This window comes from Pectobacterium polaris (assembly GCF_002307355.1).
Classification (GTDB): domain Bacteria; phylum Pseudomonadota; class Gammaproteobacteria; order Enterobacterales; family Enterobacteriaceae; genus Pectobacterium; species Pectobacterium polare.
The window spans coordinates 1,037,627-1,063,491 of record NZ_CP017481.1 but is presented as its reverse complement, the minus strand read 5'-3'; the positions used below and the strand labels follow the sequence as shown (position 1 = coordinate 1,063,491).

General features: G+C 52.5%; 19 protein-coding genes and 1 tRNA gene. 11 read left to right on the top strand and 9 right to left on the bottom strand.

Annotation, left to right across the window (positions count from 1 at the left end):
• Positions 1–239: 239 nt before the first annotated feature.
• From ligB to BJJ97_RS04780, 4 genes are all read left to right on the top strand, one after another.
• Positions 240–1,931, top strand: coding sequence for an NAD-dependent DNA ligase LigB (gene ligB, locus BJJ97_RS04795; RefSeq protein WP_095993237.1), 1,692 nt, complete (start codon positions 240–242; stop codon positions 1,929–1,931).
• A gap of 255 nt (positions 1,932–2,186) precedes the next feature.
• Complete coding sequence (eptB, locus tag BJJ97_RS04790) at positions 2,187–3,866, top strand: kdo(2)-lipid A phosphoethanolamine 7''-transferase (protein WP_095993236.1); 1,680 nt, start codon at positions 2,187–2,189, stop codon at positions 3,864–3,866.
• A 131-nt stretch (positions 3,867–3,997) separates the two neighbouring features.
• A tRNA-Pro gene (locus BJJ97_RS04785) sits at positions 3,998–4,074 on the top strand.
• A gap of 450 nt (positions 4,075–4,524) precedes the next feature.
• Positions 4,525–5,055, top strand: coding sequence for an Ail/Lom family outer membrane beta-barrel protein (locus BJJ97_RS04780; protein WP_039487475.1), 531 nt, complete (start codon positions 4,525–4,527; stop codon positions 5,053–5,055).
• Positions 5,056–5,101: 46 nt separating this feature from the next.
• On the opposite strand, the gene BJJ97_RS04775 is transcribed toward BJJ97_RS04780, so the two are convergent.
• The 5 genes from BJJ97_RS04775 to BJJ97_RS04755 all read right to left on the bottom strand — a co-directional run bounded on the left by BJJ97_RS04775 (position 5,102) and on the right by BJJ97_RS04755 (position 9,782).
• A complete protein-coding gene (locus BJJ97_RS04775) occupies positions 5,102–6,703 on the bottom strand; it encodes an EAL domain-containing protein (RefSeq protein ID WP_095993235.1) in 1,602 nt (533 codons plus the stop codon).
• Positions 6,704–6,914: 211 nt separating this feature from the next.
• Positions 6,915–7,697, bottom strand: a complete 783-nt coding sequence (locus BJJ97_RS04770; RefSeq protein WP_095993234.1) for a carboxymuconolactone decarboxylase family protein — start codon at positions 7,695–7,697, stop codon at positions 6,915–6,917.
• 10 nt (positions 7,698–7,707) lie between these two features.
• Positions 7,708–8,193 carry a (R)-mandelonitrile lyase gene (locus tag BJJ97_RS04765; protein ID WP_227003564.1) on the bottom strand — a complete coding sequence of 162 codons (486 nt, stop codon included), beginning with the start codon at positions 8,191–8,193 and terminating at the stop codon, positions 7,708–7,710.
• A 185-nt stretch (positions 8,194–8,378) separates the two neighbouring features.
• Positions 8,379–8,537, bottom strand: a complete 159-nt coding sequence (locus BJJ97_RS04760; RefSeq protein WP_217451281.1) for a hypothetical protein — start codon at positions 8,535–8,537, stop codon at positions 8,379–8,381.
• A 42-nt stretch (positions 8,538–8,579) separates the two neighbouring features.
• Positions 8,580–9,782, bottom strand: coding sequence for a BaiN/RdsA family NAD(P)/FAD-dependent oxidoreductase (locus tag BJJ97_RS04755; protein WP_095993233.1), 1,203 nt, complete (start codon positions 9,780–9,782; stop codon positions 8,580–8,582).
• A gap of 278 nt (positions 9,783–10,060) precedes the next feature.
• Here BJJ97_RS04755 and pitA point away from each other — a divergent pair, with 278 nt between their 5' ends.
• Positions 10,061–11,566: an inorganic phosphate transporter PitA gene (gene pitA, locus BJJ97_RS04750; RefSeq protein ID WP_039487480.1), complete on the top strand. Its 1,506-nt coding sequence runs from the start codon at positions 10,061–10,063 to the stop codon at positions 11,564–11,566.
• Between the two features lie 186 nt (positions 11,567–11,752).
• Here pitA and uspB read toward each other — a convergent pair whose 3' ends face one another.
• Positions 11,753–12,088, bottom strand: a complete 336-nt coding sequence (uspB, locus tag BJJ97_RS04745; protein WP_010281678.1) for a universal stress protein UspB — start codon at positions 12,086–12,088, stop codon at positions 11,753–11,755.
• Positions 12,089–12,645: 557 nt separating this feature from the next.
• On the opposite strand from uspB, the gene uspA reads away from it, so the two are divergent.
• The 3 genes from uspA (at position 12,646) to BJJ97_RS04730 (ending at position 16,206) form a co-directional block, all read left to right on the top strand.
• Positions 12,646–13,083 (top strand): universal stress protein UspA, encoded by a 438-nt coding sequence (gene uspA / locus BJJ97_RS04740; RefSeq protein WP_095701112.1) that lies wholly within the window; start codon positions 12,646–12,648, stop codon positions 13,081–13,083.
• 291 nt (positions 13,084–13,374) lie between these two features.
• Positions 13,375–14,718 carry an NADP-specific glutamate dehydrogenase gene (gene gdhA, locus BJJ97_RS04735; protein ID WP_014913653.1) on the top strand — a complete coding sequence of 448 codons (1,344 nt, stop codon included), beginning with the start codon at positions 13,375–13,377 and terminating at the stop codon, positions 14,716–14,718.
• 174 nt (positions 14,719–14,892) lie between these two features.
• On the top strand, positions 14,893–16,206 hold the full coding sequence (locus tag BJJ97_RS04730) for an NAD(P)/FAD-dependent oxidoreductase (protein ID WP_095993232.1): 1,314 nt from the start codon (positions 14,893–14,895) through the stop codon (positions 16,204–16,206).
• A 102-nt stretch (positions 16,207–16,308) separates the two neighbouring features.
• Here BJJ97_RS04730 and BJJ97_RS04725 read toward each other — a convergent pair whose 3' ends face one another.
• The 3 genes from BJJ97_RS04725 to prlC all read right to left on the bottom strand — a co-directional run bounded on the left by BJJ97_RS04725 (position 16,309) and on the right by prlC (position 21,148).
• Positions 16,309–18,204 carry a bifunctional metallophosphatase/5'-nucleotidase gene (locus tag BJJ97_RS04725; protein WP_095993231.1) on the bottom strand — a complete coding sequence of 632 codons (1,896 nt, stop codon included), beginning with the start codon at positions 18,202–18,204 and terminating at the stop codon, positions 16,309–16,311.
• A 158-nt stretch (positions 18,205–18,362) separates the two neighbouring features.
• Complete coding sequence (gene rsmJ, locus BJJ97_RS04720; protein ID WP_095993230.1) at positions 18,363–19,109, bottom strand: 16S rRNA (guanine(1516)-N(2))-methyltransferase RsmJ; 747 nt, start codon at positions 19,107–19,109, stop codon at positions 18,363–18,365.
• Entirely contained in the window at positions 19,106–21,148 is a 2,043-nt protein-coding gene (gene prlC / locus BJJ97_RS04715; RefSeq protein ID WP_095993229.1) for an oligopeptidase A, read from the bottom strand. The genes rsmJ and prlC overlap by 4 nt, the downstream gene beginning before the upstream one ends.
• A 323-nt stretch (positions 21,149–21,471) precedes the next feature.
• Here prlC and BJJ97_RS04710 point away from each other — a divergent pair, with 323 nt between their 5' ends.
• The 3 genes from BJJ97_RS04710 to BJJ97_RS04700 all read left to right on the top strand — a co-directional run bounded on the left by BJJ97_RS04710 (position 21,472) and on the right by BJJ97_RS04700 (position 25,699).
• Complete coding sequence (locus BJJ97_RS04710; protein WP_095993228.1) at positions 21,472–24,021, top strand: TonB-dependent hemoglobin/transferrin/lactoferrin family receptor; 2,550 nt, start codon at positions 21,472–21,474, stop codon at positions 24,019–24,021.
• Positions 24,022–24,200: 179 nt separating this feature from the next.
• On the top strand, positions 24,201–24,713 hold the full coding sequence (locus BJJ97_RS04705; RefSeq protein ID WP_010296516.1) for a sigma-70 family RNA polymerase sigma factor: 513 nt from the start codon (positions 24,201–24,203) through the stop codon (positions 24,711–24,713).
• Positions 24,710–25,699, top strand: a complete 990-nt coding sequence (locus BJJ97_RS04700) for a FecR domain-containing protein (protein WP_095993227.1) — start codon at positions 24,710–24,712, stop codon at positions 25,697–25,699. Before BJJ97_RS04705 ends, BJJ97_RS04700 begins: the two co-directional genes overlap by 4 nt.
• Positions 25,700–25,865: the final 166 nt, after the last annotated feature.

The window sequence follows — 25,865 nt, the reverse complement described above, 5'->3', positions numbered from 1 at the left end:
TATGTCATCAGTCGCGCTGCGATAAATTCTCCGGTGACTGTTTTTTCGTTATGCCATCGGGAAAACTTTTTGCCAACGTGTCTTTTTTAGATTGCGAAGCGTGTTCCCGTCTTTTTTATTGCTGCTGCAAACGATGAATCATCTTGCGGCGCGTTTGGCATTTCTCCTTTTTCCACCTCGTATTTTTCTCTCCGTTGCTATGTACTGCGGCCATTCGCTAATGGATGGCAGGAGGTTTTATGTGGCTCAGGATCCGCACATTTTTGATCATCATCGTCGTTGGGGGTATCAGCAGTTTCCCAACTGTGGCCGCGGTGTGCCCTGATTGGGATAACACACGGGCTGGCAAAGAAATTGATGCATTGCGTCAGCAGTTAGAACAGTGGGATGACGTGTATTACACCGAAGGGAAAAGCCCGATAGAAGATGACGTTTATGATCAGCTGCGGGACCAGTTAAACCAGTGGTTAGGCTGTTTTCAGCCCCAAAACTCGATTCCCGTACGGTTACCCGATAATGGCAAGCAGCTTCATCCTGTTGCCCATACGGGACTGAAAAAATTGTCCGATCGTCGGCAACTGGTGCAATGGATCGCACAGCGTGAGGATTTATGGATTCAACCAAAAGTCGATGGTGTAGCCGTCACGCTCGTCTATCAGCACGGCAAGCTCGTGTCCGCGGTTAGCCGGGGTAACGGTCTGCAAGGTGAAGACTGGACGGAAAAAGCCCGCCAGATTCCGGGAATTCCTCATCTATTAACCGATGCGTCTTCCTCATTGGTATTACAAGGGGAACTTTTCCTGAAGATGACCGATCATCGGCAGCGTACTCAGGGCGGCGTTAATGCCCGTTCGGTCGTGGCCGGTGAAATGCGTCGTCATCAGCCATCTTCTGTGTTGTCGCAAATTGGTCTGTTTGTCTGGGAATGGCCGGATGGACCAAAGACGATGCCCGAGCGTCTGGAGAAATTGAAGGAAATGGGGTTTGCGATGACGGCGGACTATACCCATGCTATTGGGTCATTCGCTGACGCGGAGAAATGGCGTCATCACTGGTACCACAACCCACTGCCTTTTGTGACGGATGGTGTGGTTGTCCGCCAGACTAAAGAGCCGCAGGGGCGCTATTGGCGTAATACATCAGCCGACTGGGCGATCGCATGGAAATACCCGCCTGTTAATCAGGTTGCGGAAGTGGCTGATGTGGCGTTTTCTGTCGGACGGACGGGTAAGATCGCCGTGGTGTTAAAACTCCATCCTCTTAAATTGGATGACAAATCGGTCAGCCGGGTGAATGTGGGCTCGCTGTCTCGTTGGAAACAGTGGGACGTGTTGCCTGGCGATCGGGTGAGTGTCAGCCTGGCGGGGCAGGGGATTCCACGTCTGGATAATGTGGTATGGCGTGGCACTGAGCGGCCAGCCATCGTTTTTCCCAGTGAACATGATTTCCATGCTTTTAGCTGTTTTCGGTATAGCGCGGTTTGCCAGCAGCAATTTCTGGCGCGCTTAGTCTGGTTGAGTGGAGAGCATGGATTAAATCTGGCGGGAGTGCGTGAAGGGATGTGGTTGCGCCTGATACAACATGATTTACTGGAGGATATGCTGTCATGGCTATCTCTGACGGAGGCGCAGCTTAATGCGGTCAATGGCATGGGCGATAAGCGGGCGCGAGATATCTATGATAGCTTACAGTCGGCACGGCAGATGCCGTTATCCCGCTGGCTGCTTGCGCTGGGTATTCCCGTTCCTCGCTCCGCCATTAGCGCATTGGATGATGTGGATTGGCTGGCGTTACAGCAGTGGACGGCGCAACAGTGGCGACAGTTCTCCGGCATTGGAGAACGACGTGCAGAAGAGATTATGGCGTTCCTGAAGCATCCTATCGTGGTGGAATTAATGACCCGATTAGATCGTGAAGGCATACATCGATAAGCGGTGATGATTTTTCAGAATCGATTGGGATCGCATCTTTTATTTTTTCGTGGATTCATTCACATAAAAGGACAATTTTTTTCTGTTCTCTCTACTTAATCATAAGTAAAATTTACGAATTAAAGTTCTAAGCCTATTTGCTGTTTTGCGATATAGAAATGCCTGATAGCCTGATTATTTCCATTGAACTCAGGCATACGGATGTTGTCGTATATCTTCAGATAATAAGAAAGGTTTGTTGGAGCACTTGTCATAATGAAGTTTGTAGCATCTTTTTCGCAACCCAGATTATCGTTTGTCCTGGCAGTCTATATTGGTCTTTTTCTCAATATCTCAGTGTATTATCGCCGGTTTGATTATTTTTCACTCTCTGCTGGTAGCCAGGTTCCAACGTTTATTCCCGCTCTTGTCGAATTGACCGCGAGTATCTTATTTACCTTTTTCCTGATGAGGATTATTTCACTCGGGGGACGTCGTTTTTATCGGATAGTCGCTTCTCTCTTGGTGCTGATTTCCGTTGCCGCCAGCTATTACATGACGTTTTTTAATGTCGTAATTGGCTATGGCATTATTGCGGCGGTCATGACTACGGATATTGATCTTTCTAAAGAAGTTATTGGTTTTCGTTTTTTCCTGTGGATGCTGGTGGTGAGTGCGCTGCCACTATTTTTGATCTGGAAAAATTCGCTGCGTCATACGCTGATCGAACAGCTTAAATCACCGGGAAAGCGTTTGATTCCTCTTCTGGTTCTTGTCGCTGTCGTTGCACTGGTTTGGATGCCGCTTCGCTATATGGACAACGTTCAGTCAGTGTCCGAGCGAGAATCCAATGTGGATTTGCCCAGCTATGGGGGGGTAGTGGCGCACTCGTATCTGCCTTCTAACTGGTTGTCTGCATTAGGATTATTTGCATATACCAAGTATGACGAGAACCAGGATTCCTCCAATCTTTTCGATCCAGCTCAGCATTTTACCTATGTCCCGCCGAAAGGCATTGACGATACCTACGTGGTTTTCATTATCGGCGAAACAACCCGCTGGGATCATATGGGGCTGTTAGGCTACGAGCGAGACACGACGCCGAAGCTATCAAAAGAAAAAAACCTGGTCGCATTCCGTGGTCAGTCGTGTGATACCTCAACCAAGCTTTCCATGCGCTGTATGTTTGTGCGAGAAGGCGGTACGGAAGACAACCCGCAGCGAACGCTGAAAGAACGGAATATCTTTTCCGTACTGAAAGAGCTGGGCTTTACCTCTGAGCTGTTTGCTATGCAAAGTGAGGTATGGTTTTACAATAGCATCGAGGCAAACAACTATTCTTTCCGTGAAATGATTGCGTCAGAGAAACACAATGACGGCAAGTCGGTGCAGGATATGTTGCTGGTCGATGAAGTTAAGGAATCGCTGGCACGCTACCCCAAAGGTAAACACTTGATTGTGCTGCATACCAAAGGTTCTCACTACCTGTATTCCATGCGATATCCCCGCAGCTATGCGCGCTATCAGCCAGAATGTATGGGTGTTGATGCCTCCTGTACGCGTGAGCAGTTGATTAATGCTTTCGATAATAGCGTGCTCTATACCGATAGCTTTATTGATAGCGTGATCGACCAGGTGCGGGATAAGAAAGCGATTGTGTTTTATGCCTCCGATCACGGTGAATCTATCGATGATAACTATCATCTGCACGGCACGCCGCGTCAGATGGCACCGCCTGAACAGTTCCGTTCACCGATGATGGTTTGGACATCGGATAAGTTTCTGGCTGACGCCGATAATCAGCATGCGTTCGAGCAGTTGAAAGCTCAGCAGCGCGTTGGCAAAACACATCGCCATGAAGAGCTGTTTGATACAATTCTTGGATGTGTGGGATACACATCGCCTGACGGCGGTATTAACCCTAAAAATAACTGGTGCCAGAAACCAGCTAATTGACATGAATCACGGACAAGGACGTCGGTTTCAGGCTGTAAATACAAGAGATGGACACTTTAACGGCAGCTGAAATCCTTTTGCTAAAAAGGTATTGACGCTCTAATAAGGTAGCAGTAATATGCGCCCGCATTCGGCGAGTAGCGCAGCTTGGTAGCGCAACTGGTTTGGGACCAGTGGGTCGGAGGTTCGAATCCTCTCTCGCCGACCACCACCCTCCTTCAGTGAATCATTCTCAGCTTTTCTCCTGTTTTAATTATCGTCTGCTCACACTATGTGTTTAAAAAAACACTATCTGTTTAAAAAATAGTCTCACTTAAAAAACGTTTCGTTTAAAAAATAGCCGATTGTAAGAAACCTTTATAAACCTAGGGTTTATTTCAATATTCTTTGGCGTCGAAAATTTCCTCATTCCCTTTATATTCAGTTCGGAATCTTCCCAAAAATATCGTGAAAAATCGCGCGTTAATTATCAATAATAATATCTATATTTTTGTTTTTTAATGGTTTTTTTTGAAATAAATCTCAGTTGTTTAAAAATAATACTGACTTTACCTCTCTGTATTTAAATGTAAGTTTATGTGCGGGCAACATTCGCGATACTTATATATTCGCTCTGTTGAAACCGTCTTTTTATTCAAATATGGAAGATGTTTCGATCATGAAAAAAACAACACTGCTACTCTCCACTTTGATTGCTTGTGCCATGGGAATGTCTGCTGCTCAGGCGACACAAACGGTGTCTTTGGGTTATGCTCAGGCGAAAATCGATGACTTTAAAGATCCAAAAGGGATTACGGCCAAATATCATTATCAGGGCGATTCTGCACTTGGTATTATCGGCTCTTTCACTTATCTGGGAGCAAAAGAAGATTATTATGATCGTGACTTCAACTCCAACGATACGACTAAAATTAAATACTACTCCTTGATGGCTGGGCCATCTTACCGTTTTAATGATGTCGTCAGTGTTTATGGCCTGGCGGGCATTGGTCATGGCAAAGTGGATTGGAAATACGATTACGGTGCTTTTGCTGATTCTGGTAGTGAGAAGGAAACGCGCTTTGCTTACGGTGCCGGTATTCAAATCACACCAGTAGCAAACTGGGCGATTGATATTGGCTATGAAGGCACGAAGATTTATGAAACGCGTATAGATAGCTTTAATATTGGCGTCGGTTACCGTTTCTGATTTGCCGATTATTGAATACCGGTGGACAAGTTTCTGCCGGTTATTACTACTTTTTCCCTTCTTTGTTTTTATTTATAAAGCTCTCAATCGATTTATTGCCATTATAGTGAAGCCAGACCAGCAACGATTCATTGTCCATTGGCTTGGCATAAAGGAATCCCTGTATATATTTGACGCCGCGCCGTTGTAAATACATGAGCTGTTGTTCGGTTTCCACACCTTCCGCGACGGATTGAAGCTTGATGCGATGGCTTAAAGCAATAATGGCATCAAGAATAGGAGCTTCTTCATCTGGTGATGAAACCGCGCCGACGAATCCCTGATCTATTTTCAGGCAATCCAGTGGAAAATTTTGCAGGTAAGAAAGTGAACAATGCCCGGTGCCGAAGTCATCAATGGCAATCATAAAGCCATCTTCACGCAGCTGATGCAGGCGCTGTATGATTTCAGGACCGTTGCTGATGAGGTTACGTTCTGTCAGTTCCAGCGTAATGCTTAATGAATGAGCGGCGACTTTCTCTGCGAAGCGGTGTACGTCTGAGACGAAACTCGGGTGATGCAAATGCTCTGCTGCAACGTTGAGCCCCAGATGGAATCCCGGTTTTACCTGCCAACTGGCGATATCTGATGCCACCAGATCAAATAAATGCCGAGTGATGGGAATGATCATACTTTCTGCTTCGGCGGCAGAGATAAATATATCGGGTCTAATCCACTGCCCATCGCTACGTCGCCAGCGTAGTAGCGTTTCTACTCCGGTACAGGCTCGTGATTCCGTGTCATAGATCGGCTGGTAATAGACGGAAAATTCGCCGTTAGCGATGCCCTTACGGATTTCTTCGCGGAAGAATAACTTACGTTTTTGCCAGTACCACATCGCCGTAGTGAAAAGCAGAGAGAGAATAATGGCCAGTGGCAGAAACGTGAAAAATGCCTGCTTCCAGTTGGTGATTTCTTGGGTGGCGGGGGCAGTAACATTGAGAGTAAGCGGAAAGCGGCTCGACTTGATTTCAAGCGCAGAGGTAGAAAATAGGCTTCTATGGGGCGTAATGGTTGGGCCCGTTTGAATCGGGTGACCGTTATCCATTTGCAGGATAAGTTGATAGCCGCGAATCTTGCTAATCGCAGTCATGAGGTCGATCAGATATTGCGCATCGACCATGGCGTAAGCGCCGTATCCCGTAGGAGGCATCTGGACGAAGATCAGCGCCGGGCGTTCTTTCACGTTGTCTGAACCGGCAATCGACAGGCTCCAGCGTTCAGAATAGGTCTCTGGTAGCGGCTGTTGAATGACGCGGCTGAGTGGCGTCAGCGTGCTGCCAAATGTTGAAGAGCAATAGACGTCGGTATTATGGATAACGCCGATAGCGCGGAAGTAAGAAAAGACCGAACCAAGACGTTGCAGTTCATCGCCGATGACGTCGCAGGGCTGACCATGAAAGCGCTGGAGGCGATCTACCATCTGCCATGCCTGTGTCGAAATATTCTCGGCATGATTCATTGCGATTTGCGCAGTGGATTCCAAATCGCGCTTTACCATTAATCTGGACTCAACAAAAGTGAACAATAATCCAAGCAGCAGTGGCAGCATGCCTGCAACCAGTAACAGCAATATGTTGATTTTATGTTCGCTACGTCTGGTGCTCATCCACATCTCCTGTCTGGCAGCAGAGGCCTATGTAGAGACGTCCTTTTCTCCGTGAATCAAAGGAGAGTGCTGAATAGAGATTATTATAGTGGTTATTTGCTGAAAGAGATTCGGCGACAATAAAGTTTGTAGCCTGAATAAGCGGGGGTTGGATTACTGTTCACACGAGCTGAATGTTGCCCTGTGCATTACACAGGGCATCTTGCGATCATCAATTTCCGTTACGGGACGTGATGACCTCTTTAAATACCGGTAATGCGGCAAACACTTTCGGCCAGCCAGCAATAAAGGCCAACTGGGTAAGCGTTTCAGAAGCCTGCTCTTTGGTGAGCCCACTATCCATTGCCCGGTTCAGGTGGTAAGGCAGTTGGGCTGACTGGCCCTCAGTGATGAGTGAACTGACCGTGATCAAGCTACGGTCTCGTGGAGCCAGCCCCGGCCGCAGCCACAGATCGCGGAAAAGGGCCTCAGTGGTGTACTTCTCCACGCCAGGCGCCAGATTGCCCAGGCTTTCTGATGCGAGCTTGACGCGTCGGGCTTCGGCAGCTTCATCAATTTGAAGCAGTGTGACGTCAATACCCGGAAGCTGCTCTGAGCGGATCCCCCGGCTGGCAAACACGCTGCTTGTGACCACCGCAGCTGAGGATGCGTTAGGCCAGCCAGCATAAAACGCCAGATGCGTAAGCAGCTCTGAAATTTCGGACGGCTTCACGCCATTATCCAGCGCCACATTCAGGTAATGAGGTAGAAGGGTGGTATTGTCGCGGGTAACAAGCGCGGCGAGAGTGACCAGACTACGATCGCGGGCGGAGAGCTGCTGTCGCTGCCAAAGCTCGCCATCGGTCAGCTTTTGTGTATAAGCGCTCATGGCGGGTGCCGCTGTGCGAACGGCAGTATTAACGTCTGGTTGAGCAGGGAAAGTATGCTGCCCTTGTGTCGCGCAACCAGACAGGAAAAACGCGGCGGCGATCAGTGAAAGGGATGTTTTTTTCATCGCGTTCTCCTTAATGTCCGTACTGCTCGTCGGAAACCTTCTCCATCCACTGAACGTTTTTCCCTTCAGCGTCGCTTTCCTGAATCGCAAGATGCACCATTCCGGTTGTTGCGGTCGCGCCGTGCCAGTGCTTCACGCCCGGTGGGCAGGAAACCACGTCACCTGCGTTGATCACTTTTTTCTCCCCGCCCCACTGTTGAACCCAGCCGGTTCCAGAAGTGACCACCAGCGTCTGGCCTAGAGGGTGGGTATGCCAGGCCGCGCGTGCGCCGGGCTCAAAGGATACGTAAGCGCCTGTCGTGCGCTGAGGCGACTGCGCTTTGATGAATAGCGGATCAATCCAGGCTCTGCCGGTGAAATTGGCGTCCGGGGCGCGGATAAACTCTCGGCTTCCACTTTCAGAAATCGTCATTTGGGCGTCTGCCGCCAGAGCCGTTGGTACAGCAAAGGCTGAGAACAGAAATGCACCAGCGATCGAAGAGGTTTTAAAATTCATCACTAACTCCGTTAGAGGGAAAAGAAATAATGGGGCGGATATTTATGAAATTAAGTTTTGTACTACCCCAGTGATATTTAGCAGAGTTGGTATGAAAGATAATTAATGAAAATCGATAGCCTTTATGAGTTTATCTCATCAATCAGGCGGGTCTGTGCGAACGTTTTGGTGAGGATTGGTTTAAGTTATGACCGCATACCCGATGGGGAAGTCTGCTCGCGCAGGGCGGTAATCTCTTTCTTGGCTGGAACGCCGAATAAACGGCGGTATTCGCGGCTGAATGGCGAAGGGCTTTCATAACCCACTTTGGAAGGATGACTGCTGTTGAGGCTCGCAAGGTACATTGAACCGTTTACCTTGCTCGCCTTACATCCATTCTATGTCTATCAGCTTTTTACAAAAGGCAGCGCCTGCGCGCACGCCCATGCTGAGCTCCACGCCCATTGGAAGTTATAGCCGCCGAGCCAGCCGGTTACATCGACCACTTCACCGATGAAATACAGCCCCGGCACCGCGCTGGCTTCCATGGTTTTGGAGGACAGCGCGCGGGTGTCAACGCCGCCGATGGTGACTTCGGCCGTGCGATAACCTTCCGTACCGTTTGGCTGCACGCGCCACTGTTGCAGGCTCTGTTCAATCTGCGTTTGCTGTGCGCTGTTGAGCTGTTTCAACGTGACGTCCGGCAGTTGTCCTAACTCCTGTAGGCATTCAACCAGTCGTTTAGGTAGCCACTGTGCCAGCGTGTTTTTCAGGCTTTGGTTCGGGTGAGCGGCGCGCTCGTCATTAATGAGCTGGGTAAGATCGCGGTCAGGCAGCAGATTGATGGTGACGAATTCACTAGCCTGCCAGTAGCTCGAAATCTGCAAAATAGCGGGGCCAGACAGCCCACGGTGCGTAAACAGAATGTTTTCACGGAACGTTACGCCGTTTTCTGCGGTGACGACAGTCGGCACCGAGACGCCGGAGAGCGTTTGCAGCTGTTCGAGCAGCGGTTTGTGCAGCGTAAAGGGTACCAGTGCAGCGCGAGTTGGGAGCACGTTGATACCGAACTGTGCGGCCAGCTGGTAACCGAACGGCGTCGCGCCTAGGCCGGGCATCGACAGGCCGCCGCAGGCAACGACTAACGATGCGCTCTGGAATGATGTGCCGTTGCTTAGCTGGACGGTGAACAAATCGTCTGATTTCTCCACCGAGGTCACTTCACTGCGCAGACGGAGGGTGACGTTCGCCCGTTCGCACTCGGTGACCAGCATGTCCACGATTTGCTGTGCGGAATCATCGCAGAATAGCTGACCGAGCGTTTTCTCGTGATAAGCGATGCGGTGGCTGTTGACCAGACTGATGAAATCCCATTGGGTATAACGCGCCAGTGCCGATTTACAAAAGTGAGGATTGTGAGACAGATAGGCCGCGGGCTCTGCATACATATTGGTAAAGTTGCAGCGACCGCCGCCGGACATCAAGATTTTCCGGCCTGCCTTCTTGCCGTTATCGAGCAGTAGAACACGCAGTCCGCGTTGTCCTGCCTGTGCTGCACAAAACATGCCTGCTGCACCGGCACCGATGATGACAGCGTCAAACTGTTCCACAATGCATTTCTCCGATGAGTGATTTTATCTTCTTGGATTGCCGCAGGCCGATAAGCCGTAGGGCGGCAAATTGTAGTGTTGGTTTTTGTTCGATACCAGCGTAACAATTTGCATATTTTAGTAAAAATATATAATTATTTGATTTTTATTGATTAAGTGCTTTGTTCACCGATCGTCGTCACATATTAAGTCAAAAAAATGTCATATTTCGCTTTTCCAGACCCCTGCTTGTCGCCGATAATGCGCCGCGTTCATGACCACTAAATGGCCTAACGTTTATGCTACATTTATTTGCCGGTTTGGATTACTACACTGGCCTGATGTTGATATTGGCTTTGTTGTTTGTACTGATGTATGAAGCCATCAACGGTTTTCACGATACTGCGAATGCCGTTGCCACTGTTATTTATACCCGAGCTATGCGCGCCGAGTTTGCCGTTGTTATGGCGGGTGTCTTTAATTTCTTCGGTGTATTGCTGGGCGGCCTGAGCGTGGCCTATGCAATTGTTCACCTTCTCCCCACGGATTTATTGCTGAACGTGAGTTCGGCGCACGGTCTGGCGATGGTCTTTTCCATGCTGCTGGCTGCCATTATCTGGAATCTGGGTACCTGGTATTTCGGTATTCCTGCCTCCAGTTCTCACACGCTGATCGGCTCCATTATCGGTATTGGTTTGACCAACGCGCTGTTGACGGATACCTCCGTTGTGGATGCGTTGAACGTGCCGAAAATGATCAGCATTTTCCTGTCGCTGTTGCTCTCGCCGATTGTGGGGATGGTGGTTGCAGGCCTGCTGGTGCTGGTGCTGCGTCGGTTCTGGAACGACAGTAAAAAACGCAAACGCGTGCATCTGACGCCTGTCGATCGCGAAAAGCAGGACGGCAAACGTAAGCCGCCGTTCTGGACGCGTACCGCGCTGATTTTATCGGCGATTGGGGTGAGTTTCTCTCACGGTGCAAACGACGGTCAGAAAGGTATCGGCTTGATTATGCTGGTGCTGATTGGCGTCGCGCCAGCTGGCTTTATTGTCAACATGAATGCGTCTGGCTATGACATCAGCCGTACCCGTGATGCTGTTGTCAATTTGCAGGAATACTACAAGCAGCACGGCGACGCGCTGACGCACGTTATCGACCTGTCTCCGCCAGTGATTCCTACGCCAGAAAGCACGATTCCTGGCAACGGTCAGAAAGAGTTTCACTGTGACAGTTCACGCGTGATGATTGCGATTGACCGTACACAGGGCCTGCTGAATAACCTGAAAAGTTACGACCAGTTGAACCCTGACGATCGTAGCAGAGTACGTCGTTTGCTGATGTGTATCTCTGACACGATGGATCGGGTGATCAAGCTGCCAGAAACGTCAGGCGAAGATAAGCGCTACCTGAGCAACCTGCGTAAAGACATGCTGCAGACGGTTGAGTATGCGCCTCTTTGGATTATCGTCGCTGTCGCATTGGCGCTGTCTCTGGGCACCATGGTGGGCTGGAAACGCGTTGCAGTGACCATCGGTGAGAAGATTGGTAAGAAAGGCATGACCTACGCACAGGGCGTTTCGGCGCAGGTGACGGCGGCCTTGTCGATTGGCGTTGCCAGCTATACCGGTATGCCGGTTTCCACCACGCACGTATTGTCCTCGGCGGTTGCCGGGACGATGATTGCGGACGGTGGGGGCGTACAGGGCAAAACGATCAGAAGTATTCTGCTTGCCTGGGTGCTTACGTTGCCTGTCTCAATGCTGATGTCCGGTACGCTGTACTGGCTGGCGTTGAAGCTGATCTAACGGCGGTAACTCATCACGCATCAAAAAACGTAGGGAACGTTTTTCAACGTCGCTTACGTTATAAAAAAGGCGATTCTGTGGGGAATCGCCTTTTTACTTTTTATCGACGTTCATGGTTGTCATACCAATGAGGGTGTTAATAACAATGGCTATGTTAATACCAGAGAATTGTGTCAGTACCCGCGTTTAATACCATATTGTCATCGCAAACAGACTGATGACGATAAGGCCACACAGAGCGGTCGTAAGTAGAAACTGTCCCCGCACTCGCTCGCAACGGCGAATAAACTCAGGGTCGTGATGATCAAGATAGCGTTGCGCGTAGATATAGCGTACCAGCCGGATTTGTTTACTTGGCTGGCCGTGCGATGTAAAGAAGCCACCCCCGTCAACGTATTGGTAAAGCAGCGGGTCACAGTCACGCAAAATCAGCAGTAACACGCGTAATGAAGAGTAGTACCTCGCCATATTAATGATGCAGACGATACATAAAGCCCAGAAAAGCGCAAATGTACTAATCATGCTTCCCTCCCGGTCGTTCTATTCGTCAGATACGATGGCCATGTCTTCCGATTGCCCACCTGTCACCGATGATAAGCGCTACTCTTTATTTATCCGCGACGCTTATCGACGACGTTTGTCTGTGACATTTTTCTACGAATAGTTATGCCACGCGCTTGCGCACGATTTTATTGTCATTTTGGATAGCCAACGGCATCACGGCTAGCCCCATTCTCGTTTTCCATCCCAGGGTGCAGCGGACAGGCTCACCGCGCCCTACTTCTAGTGTAGAAGAAGAATGTTCGTTTGTGCCAGAGAGGCAGGCGCAATCGGCATGAAGGACGATTTTCGACGAGATAATGCCCTTTCTGAAAGGAGAAGCTGCGCGATTTAACTGTGAAAAGGAGCAGTTTCTACTACACTTATCAATAGAATTAACAGGTTTGAAAACAGGTTGTGATCGACTGAACATACCGATAGCGCGGACGAGTGCTATCCTATAATCCGCTGTTAAGTATCAGATTGGCAGGAGAAATATCTGCTAACCCTTAATTAGTCTTTACGGAAGGAGTCTTATTATGGCTTACAAACACATCCTTATTGCTGTTGACCTTTCTCCAGAAAGCAAAGTGTTAGTGGAAAAAGCGGTTTCAATGGCAAGACCGTACAATGCGAAAGTGTCGTTAATCCACGTCGATGTGAACTACTCCGATCTCTACACCGGGCTGATTGACGTCAATCTGGGTGACATGCAACAGCGTATCTCCGAAGAAACCCAGAACGCCTTGGCTGAGCTGTCCGAGAATGCGGGCTACCCTATCAGCGAAACGCTGAGCGGCAGCGGCGATTTAGGGCAGGTGTTGGTTGATGCGATTAAGAAATACGATGTCGATCTCGTGCTGTGCGGTCACCATCAGGACTTCTGGAGCAAACTGATGTCTTCTGCTCGCCAGCTGATTAATACCGTACATGTCGACATGCTCATCGTGCCGTTGCGCGATGAGGAAGACGAATAAAAATTAGCTTTTTTTGCATTTTTTTTCAGTGACGAAAGGCACGGCTTCTTAGCTGTGCCTTTTGTTATATAACAAAAACTTATAGCAAATTTCTCTGCTCAAATCGCCAAAAAACCCTTCCTATCCCATTGGATTATAACGTTTATCTGAAAAGAAAACGCTTGCTTAAATATCCATCGCCAGTGTTATAGTCCAGAGGACACAACATCATTTTCACCGATCCCACAAGCTTCTGCGTGTCTAAAAATAAAGAAGCAGACGGGAACTTATTCGTTCAATCAGGAGCTGTTCATGGCACAAATCGTATCTCTGGCAAGTTTTCTTGATTCTGTTCAACAACGCGATCCGCATCAGCCTGAGTTTCTACAGGCCGTTAATGAAGTCCTTTCCACTCTGTGGCCTTTTCTGGAGCAGAACCCTCACTATGCGGATTACAGCCTGCTGGAACGATTGGTAGAACCGGAACGCGTGATTCAGTTCCGCGTCGCATGGACGGACGACAAAGGCCAGGTACAGGTGAACCGCGCCTGGCGTGTCCAGTTCAGCTCCGCGATCGGCCCATACAAAGGCGGCATGCGTTTCCACCCGTCCGTTAACCTGTCGATTCTGAAATTCCTCGGATTCGAGCAGACCTTCAAAAATGCGCTGACGACGCTGCCAATGGGCGGCGGCAAAGGCGGTTCGGACTTTAACCCGAAAGGGAAAAGCCAGGGCGAAGTCATGCGCTTCTGTCAGGCGCTGATGACGGAGCTGTATCGTCATCTGGGCGCGGATACGGACGTTCCGGCAGGCGACATCGGCGTGGGCGGCCGTGAAGTCGGTTTCATGACTGGCATGATGAAGAAACTGACCAACAACACGGCGTGCGTCTTCACCGGTAAAGGATTGTCGTTCGGCGGCAGTCTGATTCGTCCTGAAGCGACGGGCTACGGCCTGATCTACTTCACGGAAGCGATGCTGAAACGCCACGGTTTGGGCTTTGAAGGCATGCGTGTCGCGGTATCCGGTTCCGGTAACGTGGCGCAGTACGCGATTGAAAAAGCGATGGAACTGGGTGCGCGCGTGGTTACGGCATCGGATTCTAACGGCACGGTGGTGGATGAGAGCGGGTTTACCCCAGAGAAGCTGGCGCTGCTGGAAGAGATTAAAAACAAACGCTATGGCCGCGTGGAAGATTACGCGCGCGAAGCGAAACTGACCTACCTCGCAGGCAAAACGCCGTGGGAAGTACCGGTAGACATCGCGCTGCCGTGTGCGACGCAGAATGAGCTGGATTTGCCTGCGGCGCAGACGCTGATTGCTAACGGTGTGAAAGCCGTGGCAGAAGGTGCCAATATGCCAACCACGATCCCAGCAACCGACGCGTTCCTGGATGCTGGCGTGCTGTTTGCGCCGGGCAAAGCGGCTAACGCGGGCGGCGTGGCGACATCCGGTCTGGAAATGGCGCAGAACGCAGCACGTTTGGGCTGGAAAGCAGAGAAGGTGGATGCGCGTCTGCACCACATCATGCTGGATATTCACAATGCCTGTGTGCAGTACGGCGGTGAAAACAGCCAGACTAACTACGTGCGCGGTGCCAACGTGGCGGGCTTTGTAAAAGTGGCCGACGCGATGCTGGCGCAGGGCGTCGTGTAACGCCTTAGTTCTTCTGAGCGCCTGTATTCGCAGGCGCTTTGATTTCTCACTTATTTATCTAAATTTTAGCGACATTTCTTGCTGGACACCGCTTCCTGCCTTTCTTTATCTTAATCAGCATTGTGTATCGTCAGTCTTCTGGTACAACCCGTTCTCTTCAAGGCTTACACCACTGTGAAAATCAAACATCTTCCTTTCGATCAGAATCGTAATGGCTGGTCGGCAGATCTTATCGATAAACCGAATTACCCGCAGCAGCGTGGAAAAACAAAGGCGGACTGGCTGGTGATCGGCGCTGGCTATGCGGGGATTGCCTTTGCACAGCGTCTGGCTGAACAGCGCCCAGATAAACACATTATCCTGCTGGATGCGGGTGAGATTGGCGACAATGCCTCCGGGCGTAACTCCGGTTTTGTCATCGATTTGCCGCACAACATCGGTAGCTCGACGGCCGAGCTGGAAAAAGCGGCGGCGTATCGTCGCCTGTTGCAGTCCGGCGTCGCGCATCTGAAAGAGAAGGTGGATCGCCATGCGATTGCGTGCGACTGGAGCGTGGCGGGGAAATATCACTGCGCCGTCAGTTCAACGTTTAACGGCCTGATCGATACCTATGTCCGCGAATTGAACGATCTTGGCGAACCCTATCAGGTGGTGGAAAAAGACGAGCTTGCACGCCGCCTTGGCACATCTTTCTATCATCGCGCTGTGTACACTCCCAATTGCATTCTGCTAAACCCGGCGGCGCTGGTGGTCGGGTTGGTGGCGAATTTGCCGAAGAACGTGACGGTTTACGCCCATTCACCTGCGCTGAATATCGAAACCGGATCGCGCATCCGCGTGGAAACGCCGTACGGTGAGATTCAGGCAGATAAGCTGATGATGGCGATTAACGGCGCGGCGCGCGGCCTGCCGCTGTTCAATGGTCGGGTGTTTGCCGTGGCGACCTTCGCGACGCTGACGGAGCCGCTGAATGCGGAGCAGATAGCACGCATGGGTGACATGCCGGACTGGGGGCTGACGCCGGTCAATGCGCTGGCCAGTGCGACGTTGCGCTATACGCGCGATCATCGCTTCCTGATTCGGGAGCATGTGAAATTTACCCCAGAGCTGGTCAATAGCGCGGTAGAAACCGGACGCCATGCGCGTCGTCACGCCGCTATTTTTGCCCGGATGTTCCCGCAGTTGAGCGATGTGAAGATGGCGCATACCTGGTCAGGTTTGATTAGTGTAACGCGCAACGGCGCGCCAATTTGGGGGCAGCTAAGCGACAATGTGTACGCGTCCGCTGGCTGTAACGGGGCGGGGCTGTCGAAGCAAACCGCGGCTGGGCACATTCTGGCGGATTTGGCGCTCGGTGAAGACAACCTGCTGATTGGCGATATGCAATCGCTCGGACAGGCGAACTACCTGCCGCCACGTCCTTTCCTGGATGTCGGCGTGAACGGCTACCTGACGAGCGAACGCTGGAAAGCCCGCAGCGAGAGATAACACAGCCTGCCAATGGCAGACTGTGCAGCGTCTTTACGATCTATCCATTATCACCGCTCGACGCACGTTGTCAGCGGTCTTGGATTCCCGCTGAGGCGTCGGTTAGTTAATGGCCGCGATAATCGTCAGCTGATCGTTCAGCCGCTGTTTGGTCAACGTGTTGGTGGCGCTGTCGCGCTGTTGCGTCAGTTCCGCTACGCGTTTCTCCCTCTGCGCAGCATCCGGCAGCAATAATGCTTTCACGTTGATGGATTGCACGTTGCTGTAGCGGCCATCATCTGAGGTCGGTACGCTAATCTTTCCGCTATTGAGCAGCGATTCGACGATGTGGCGTTCGCGCTCATAGCCCTGCAATCCCGCCAGCTTCCAGCGCTGCGGCACCGTACCCTCGTATTGGCCTTTTTTCACCTCGGTCAGATAACGGATGGTCAGGTTACGAATCGTGCCCGCCTCTTCGCCATATTTCGCTTTGGTATCCGACAGCACCGGGAACTGCATGCCTTCCAGCACGCCGCCTTTCTGCGTCAGGTGGCCCATGCGGTAACTGTTCATGCCCAGACGAATCGGCATGTCGTCGGTAACGGGCATGCCGTTATTCATTTTCAGGTCGGTGATGCGCTGTCCGGCGGGTTTCGTCAGGTCGATGGTGTACGTCACGCCGTCGAAGAAATCGTTGGTGGAATACTTGGACGCGCGGCGCTGCGGATTGAAGCTATAAGTCACATCGCCGTCCTGTAGTTGGTTGAAGTAACCCGCTGACCATTCCATGTATTTCTTCAGCTCTTTACCGGTGAGCTGATAAACCGTGATCTCGCCGCCAGCGTATTGATAGTTAAAGGCAATGTCCTTCGCGGCGATGGTGCCGACGTTCAGCTTGGGCCGATCGTTATCAATTTGCAGTGCGATAACCTGCGCTTTAGGAGCGTAATAGCGGCTGGCTTCCTGGAACAGGGCGCTGATACCGGTGTCCTGAACGTGTACCTGAGGAATGCCTTTCACGGCATCTTGCGGCACCAGATCGTGCCCGAGGAGCTGCGCAATCGGACGGTTAGCGTTGGCGCGCAGGGTATTGTGATAAGGCTCGTAGATGTCTTCCATCTTGCGGTCAGAATCCACGTCCTTGATCGAATAGGTATAGCTGTCTTTGTTAATCAGCACGTACTTGCCGTTCTGCTGCTCAAACTGCAAATCGATGCGCGACAGTGCGCGACCATATCTGTCAGGTTCGGTGACGATCACGCCATTTATCACCTCTTTATCCACTTTTACGTGCATATGGCCCGCGACGATGGCGGCTAATTCAGGGTTAGCGCGAGCGATATCACCGACGCCAGTGCCCGGTCGCTGGTTTTCGTTATCGATGCCCATATGGGCGACCAGCACGATGGCATCCACTTTGCCGTGGAGTTGCTGGATAACGGTTTTTACTGCCCCGACAGGATCGGTAAAGTTCAGCCCTTTCACGCGGTCAGTGCCTTTGGCGAATTCCGCGGTCATCGGCGTATCCATACCGATGATGCCAATCTTCACGCCCTGCCGTTCGACAATTTTATAGGCGGGTAAGTAAGGTTTACCGCTCTCCCAAAAAATGTTGCCTGCCAGCGCGGTGCCTTTGAATTGGTCAAGCGAGGTGGAAAGCACGTTCAGGCCGAAATCGAACTCGTGGTTGCCCAGTACCCAGACATCATAATTCAGGGCGTTAAAACCGAGGATCATCGGGCTGGTGTTGTCATTCTTAAAGGTTTCGACAAAGTTGCCCTGAATGGTATCGCCCGCATCAACCAGAATCACATTCGGCTGCTGTGCGCGAACCTTATGCACCTGCGTGGCGATTTGACTCAGGCTGCCAGCCATGTTGGCGGTGTCGGTGGCGTAATCCCAGGGAACAAAGGTGCCATGCAGATCGGATGTCCCCAGAATCGTAATATTGACGGGTTCTTGAGCGGCCATAGCAGAAGTACTCAAACAAAGCAGAAGTGACAGAAGCGTTTTTTTCATTATGTCATCTTAGTGTCATAAATGGTGATAGCGCGGAATTATGCGATTTGCTTCCCATTTGTGCTACAGACTTTGCAAAAACAGCATAGAAAATGCGAAGCAGGGTAAGTTTTTAGCCGCCGATGCGCTTAGTGGCACAGCGGCACAGCGGCGAGAGGTCAGGCGGGAAGGTAGAAATCGAAGCGGTGGCTTTTGGTTTCCAGCATAGACTGTGCCGGTACGCCAGCCAGTGGCGGCGCATAGTCTGGTCGCTTCACCACGACGCGTTTTTTCGCCAGCGCGCGGGCGGGTTCCAGCAGCGCATCGGCGTCGTCATCTGCACCAACCAGCGACTGAAACACGCGCATTTCTTTCTTCACCAGCGCGCTCTTTTGTTTGTGCGGAAACATTGGATCGAGATAAACCACATCCGGTGGCGGCGTGATATCACGCAGTGCGGTCATACTCGACGCGTGCAGCAGCGTTAGCCGCTCCCGTAGCCACGGGCCAATTTCTGCGTCCTGATAGCCACGCTGCAACCCGTCATCCAGCAGTGCCGCAACCACCGGATTGCGCTCCACCATACGTACGTGACAGCCTAATGCGGCCAGCACAAAAGCATCGCGCCCTAGTCCAGCCGTCGCATCCACGACATCCGGCAGGTAATCTTTTTTGATACCGACAGCTTTGGCAACAGCCTCGCCGCGTCCGCCGCCAAAGCGACGACGATGCGCCATCGCCCCACCAATGAAATCGACGAAGATAGCACCAAGCTTCGGTTCGTCCTGCTTGCGCAGTTCCAGACGTTCCGCAGTCAGCACTAGCGCCATGACCGCATCGGGATCGGAAACCAGCCCCCAGCGTGCGGCCAGAGAAGATAAGGCGCCACTATCGGCGCCTTCTTCTGCGATTAAGCAGATGCTCATCCTTTGATGCCGTAATGCGCGAGCATGGCATCCAACTGCGGTTCACGGCCACGGAAGCGTTTGAACAGCTCCATCGGCTCTTCGGAACCGCCGCGGGTCAGGATGTTATCCAGGAATGACTGACCGGTCTCACGGTTGAAGATACCTTCTTGCTCGAAGCGGGAGTAAGCATCCGCCGCCAGCACGTCCGCCCACAGATAGCTATAGTAGCCTGCGGCATAACCGCCAGCGAAGATGTGGCTGAACGCGTGCGGGAAGCGGCCCCAGCTTGGGCTTGGCACCACGGCCACCTGCGCTTTGATTTCAGCCAGCGTCGGCAGAATCTGTGCGCCTTTCGCAGGATCAAACTCGGCATGCAGGCGGAAATCGAACAGGCCGAACTCCAGCTGGCGCAGAATGAACAGCGCAGCCTGATAGTTCTTCGCTGCCAGCATTTTATCCAGCAGTTCCTGTGGCAGCGGTTCACCGGTTTCGTGGTGGCCGGAGATAAAGGCCAGCGCTTCCGGTTCCCAGCACCAGTTTTCCATGAACTGACTCGGCAGTTCGACTGCATCCCACGGTACGCCGTTGATGCCCGCGACACCGGCGGTATCGATCTGGGTCAACATGTGGTGCAGGCCGTGACCGAATTCGTGGAACAGCGTGGTGACTTCGTCGTGAGTGAACAGGGCTGGTTTGCCGTTGACCGGACGGTTGAAGTTACAGACCAGATAAGCGACCGGTTTTTGCAGTTCGCCGTTGCCTTTACGCAGTTTACCCGCGCAGTCGTCCATCCAGGCTCCGCCGCGCTTGTGTTCGCGGGCGTACAAATCGAGGTAGAAGCTGCCGCGCAACTCACCGCTTTCATCGAACAGATCGAAGAAGCGAACGTCCGGGTGCCAGACATCGACGTCTTTACGCTCTTTGGCCGTGATGCCGTAGATGCGTTTAACCACTTCGAACAGGCCGTTCACCGCGCGTTCTTCCGGGAAGTACGGACGAAGCTGCTCATCGCTGATGGAATACAGATGTTGCTTCTGCTGTTCGCTGTAGTAGGTGATATCCCAGGCCTGCAATTCATCCACGCCGTAGTGTTCTTTGGCGAAGGCACGCAGCTGCGCGAGTTCTTCTTCAGCCTGTGGACGGGCGCGTTTAGCCAGATCGGTCAGAAAATCGAGTACCTGCTGCGGGTTTTCCGCCATTTTGGTCGCCAGCGACTTGTGCGCATAGCTGTCGAAGCCCAGCAGCTGTGCCAGCTCGTGACGCAGTGCCAGCTCTTCCGCCATCACCTCACTGTTGTCCCATTTGCCTGCGTTCGGTCCCTGATCGGAGGCGCGCGTGCCGTAGGCGCGGTACATCTCTTCACGCAGCGCCTGATTGGTGCAGTAGGTCATCACTGGCAGGTAGCTTGGGATATCCAGCGTCAGCAGCCAGCCGTCTTGTTCTTTGGCTTCGGCCTGCGCTTTGGCTGCTGCCAGTGCGCTTTCCGGCATGCCATCCAGCTCGGCGACGTCGGTAATCAGCTTGCTCCAGCCCATGGTGGCATCCAGCACGTTGTTGCTGTATTGCGAACCGAGTTCGGACAGACGAGCGGAAATTTCGCCGTAGCGTTTCTGTTTTTCTGGCGACAGGCCGATACCGGACAGCTCAAAATCACGCAGCGCGTTATCAACGGATTTCTTCTGTGCCACGCTCAGTGCGGTGTAGTGCTCGCCGTCGCGCAGGCTGCGGTAAGCCTGATAGAGTCCCGCATGTTGGCCGACCCAGGTGCTGTGCTCGGACAGCAGCGGCAGACATTCTTCATAAACCGCACGCAGCTCTGGGCTGTTTTTCACCGCGTTCAGGTGGCTGATGGGTGAGAAGATGCGGCCAAGACGATCGTCGCTGTCTGCCAGCGGTTGGCACAGATTATCCCATGTAAACGGCCCCGCTTGCGCCACCACGCGTTCTACCGTCTCGCGGCATTCATCCAGTGCGGACTTCACCGCAGGGACAATATCTTCCGTTTTGATACTGGAGAACGGGGGCAGGGTAAATGAGGTCAGTAATGGATTCGTCATGGTGCCGTCCTGATAATTGTGGGTGATCTCGTTGCCGGTAAGTGAAATCCGTTGCAGAGAGAAACCGGCAAGGCGGATATCTATTGCGGATTAATCACTAAGATGAGGTCAAGCGCCGTGAAAATCAATGGCGGAGGGGATGCCGTTCGTGACCGAAGGTGCGTTTTTCGGCCGAAGAGAAGCCCCGTTTGTCACCTGAACACGGCTGCTTACATCGCATTGAAGAGGTTTTCCTGAAAATTTTTGCACTTTTTCTGCCCGATTTGGTTTTTCGCGTGACCTACCTGATGTGTCTTTTTTTTCAATACTTCAGGGGAATGACAATGGCGATAAATAATCATAATGGCGGGCGCATCGCGCACAAACCCGTCTTGACGGTGGTGCGGGCAGTGCATCTGGCACTGTCTGGCGTGTTGATCTTGGGTGCCGGGACGGTTGGCTCGGCGCTGGCGGCGGAAACGACCGCTTCTGCCACAGCACCGACAGTGGTGTTTTCCATTCCGGCGGGGCCGCTCGGAACCACGCTACAGGCCGTTGCCAGCCGTGCCAATGTCATTCTCACGTTTTCTCCCGATCAAACACAGAATAAAACCAGCGGGAGCGTGCAGGGAACCTACACCGTTCAGGCCGCTTTTGCGGCTGCACTGGCCGGAACGGGGCTGAGTGCGGTCCAGACGGCCACGGGCTATCGGCTGGAATCCGCGCTTGCCGCCGAGGGAAGCGACGGCAGCCTGATCATCCCGACGCTTTCGGTTGTTGGCGGCACATCGGACAGCGCCGCCGCCGGACGTTCCGTGCTGCGTCAGGCCGATGTTGATCGCGTGCAGGCCGATAATATTGCTGGCCTGCTCGATAAACTCCCCGGCGTGTCGATGGCGGGTTCTCCCCGTCCGGGGGGCCAAAGCCTGAATATCTGGGGCATGGGCGATATGGAAGACGTCAAAGTCGTGTTGGACGGTGCGCCAAAAGGCTTTGAGAAATACCGCCAGGGTTCGGTATTTATTGAGCCTGAGCTGATTAAACGGATCGATGTCGATAAAGGGCCGCATGATATTCGCAGCGGCAACGGCGGCTTCGGCGGCACCATTCACGTTGATACCAAAGACGCCAGCGATCTGCTGATGCCGGGAGAAAATTTCGGTGGGATGGTCAAATACAGCTATCACACCAACGATCGGCAAAATATCTACAGCGGCGCGCTGTATGGCCGCACGGAAGAGGGAATGGCTGATGGCCTGCTCTATATGAGCAAGCGTGATGGCGACAACATCGAACGCCCTGACGGTACGCGCTTTGCCTACTCGACCAGCGATATGGCGTCCTATTTACTGAAGACCAACATCTATCTGACGGATGCTCAAACGCTGACGCTCTCTGCGATGCGCTCCGAATCTGACGGCTGGCAGCCGTTTGCCGCTAAGCGTGACGACATGGCGTCGCCCACACAGGCGGAAATTACTCGCTACGGCTGGGAAGAGGCCTGGCGGCGTAAGCTGGTTTACCGCGATCAGGTGGATAAGAACTACTCCCTGAAATGGAATATTGCACCGGAGGATCAGCCGTGGCTGAATCTGACGGCGTCATTTGCTACCTCAAAAACTGAACAGCATGACCGACGCCCTGATTCAGCTTCACAGAGTAGCTATCTGGGATCGCTGGGGAACGAAAGCTGGGTGAGCTACAAGGATCAGCTCGCGGAGGTCAGTAATGAAAGTCGTTTCAGCACCGGCCCGCTCGATCATAAGCTGCTGGTGGGTATGCGCTGGCATCAGCATAAGCGCGACACGCTGATCTACTATCCATCCGGTAAGAATAACGCCGAGTATAACTACGGCTATTTCCAGCCTTACTATATGCCGGCAGGGGAACAGGAAACCCGCAGCCTGTATGTACAGGATGCGGTGACGCTGGGCAGCGTAACGATCACGCCGGGCGTACGTTATGACCACGTGACGAACACGGGGAAACCCAACGCGGCACCACGTTATAACAGCAGCATTCCGGCTGCAGGGCATGACTACAGCAGCGTGACCTACACCGGCTGGTCGCCGCGCATTGGTGCGCTGTGGAAGGCGACGGACAATCTGTCGCTGTTTGCCGATGCCAGCCGTACCTGGCGCGCGCCTGTCGTCGATGAACAGTATGAAGTGCAGTCTGCCGCGTCCAGCGTGCCGGGAACCAGCCGTAATCTGCAAGTGGAAAGCATCAAAGCATTTCGTCTGGGCGCGATTCTGGACTTCAACAACCTGATGCTGGAAGAAGACAGTCTGCAAATCCGCACCACGCTGTTCCGTAACCGCGGTAAAAACGAAATTTTCTACCGTCGCGGTATCTTGTGTGAAGCGCAGACGCAGAGCGGTACGTCATCATCTTGTGGGCAGCCGCTCTCTAACTACCGTAATCTGCCGGGCTATACGATTGAAGGGGTAGAGATTGAATCCTTCTACGACAGCCGCTGGCTGTTTGGCAGCCTGTCCTTCTCCTCAATTCGTGGCGAGCGCGATGCGTCACCGCGTAATCCGTGGGGCAATAAAACCTGGATCGCCGAGATTCCACCGACGACAGCACACGCCACGCTGGGCACCAAAATCCCAAGTCTGGATATGGCGGTAGGCTGGACGGGTGATTTTGTGCGTAAGCAGGATCGTTCACCTGCCGATGGCGATCCACAGGCCGATATTTGGGCGTTGCCGAAGAGTAAGGGATACGTGCTGCATGGCCTGTTCGCCAGCTGGCAGCCGCAGGCAATAAAAGGATTTGAAGCACGTGTGACGGTCGATAACCTGCTGAATACCGATTACTACCCGTACCTGGGCGAATCTGTGTCCGGTGTGGGACGTAACGTAAAAATCAGCGTGTTACAGCGTTTCTAATCGTGGTGCTCGGGGCGGATATCCTTGCCGCCCCGTTAGCGGATGATGTTGCATGGGCGTAATGTAAATTCAGCAAATTTGAATAATTTTCGTTTCGGAACTTGACAGTCAGAGGGAAAAAACATAAATAAGAACGATTATCATTCTTATGTTTAAATAGTGCTCTGGGGTAAAGTTCGATGGTGAGGAAAGCAACGGCCAGCGTTAATGACTTTGCCCAACAGCTCTATTTCGATCACCACCGCTGGTTGTGTAACTGGCTGCGCCATAAACTGGACTGCGCCCAGCATGCGGAAGATCTGGCACAGGACACCTTCCTGAGCGTGCTGATGAACCCAGAACTGCTCACGATTCGCCAGCCGCGCCCGTTTCTGGCTACCGTGGCTCGTCGTTTGGTCGCCAATCATTATCGTCGTAAAAAGATTGAAGATGCCTATCTGGATGTGCTGAGCACGCAGCCGGATGCCTGTATGCCATCCCCGGAAACGCGTCTGCTTACCCTCGAAATTCTTGAACAGCTTGATGCCGCGTTGGACGGCTTGCCAGCACCGGTCAGGGAAGCGTTTCTGCTCGCGCACCTCCACGGCATGCGCTACAGCGATATCGCCGAACGCTTGCGGGTTTCCAGCAGTTCGGTGAAACAGTATCTGCAACGCGCCAACCTCCAGTGTTTCTTTGCGCTGCCGCTATGAACGATCGCACTTTTTATCGTGACCGACAGGGCCAGCCGATTCAGCCAGACAGCGCGCGTGAAGCCGTGGCGTGGCTGACGCAACTGATGTCCGACAGCGTTACGGAACAGGATCGCCGCGAGTGGCAGCGTTGGCGGGACGCCTCGCCGGATAACGAACAGGCGTGGCAGCATATCGAATCCGTGTGTGCCAATCTGGGTCAGCTTAATGCACGGGCGGCACACCAGAGCCTATCAACACTTAACGGTATGCAGCGTCGTAGCGTACTCAAAGCGTTGGCGATTCTCTGTCTGATCGGAGGCGCTGGCATGGCGGGATCGCGTACCGACCTCTGGCAGTCGTTGACGGCGGATTACCAGACGCAGGTGGGCGAACAGCGCCATGCGCTATTGGACGATGGCACGACGCTGTTGCTGAATACGCAGACGGCGCTGAATGTGGCTTACGGTGACGATCTACGCCAGCTCACGCTGATTCGTGGTGAAGTCATGATCGAAACCGGTCAGGCGGAGAAGGCCGCGTTGTATCCACGTCCTTTCATTGTGACGACGGCACAGGGAAAAGTGCAGGCGTTGGGGACGCGCTTTAGTCTGCGAGTGCAGGATGAATACACGCAGGTGGCGGTGTATGACGGCGCAGTGAGGCTTCATCCGCAGCGTAACGGTCAGGATGTACAGGTGGTGAAAAGCGGACAGACTGCGACGTTCTCTACGCAGCGCTGCGGCCAGATCGAGACGGCGAGGGCAGAGCCTGCGTGGGTGAAAGGACAGCTGCTGGCGGATAATCAGCGTCTGGTGGATTTTGTTGATGAACTGAGCCGCTATCGCAGCGGTGTCATTCGTTGCCAGCCCGAGGTGGAGAGCCTGCGGTTTTCCGGCGTCTTCCCACTGTATGATACCGATAATATTTTAGCGGCGCTGATGGAGGCACTGCCTGTACAGGTGCGTTATTTCTCTCGCTATTGGGTTCAGATTGCTGCGCGATAAAATATCCTGCTAAAACGTAATAACATTACTTTTTATGCTGTTTTCACTTTTTTTCTGCCCGATCCTCGTAGCTGAACGACCTACTATTATCTGCTGCCGTTTTATACCTAACGATGTGATGAAGAACGCATGATGACCTCCTCGGAACCCCATTCATTGAGAGTGC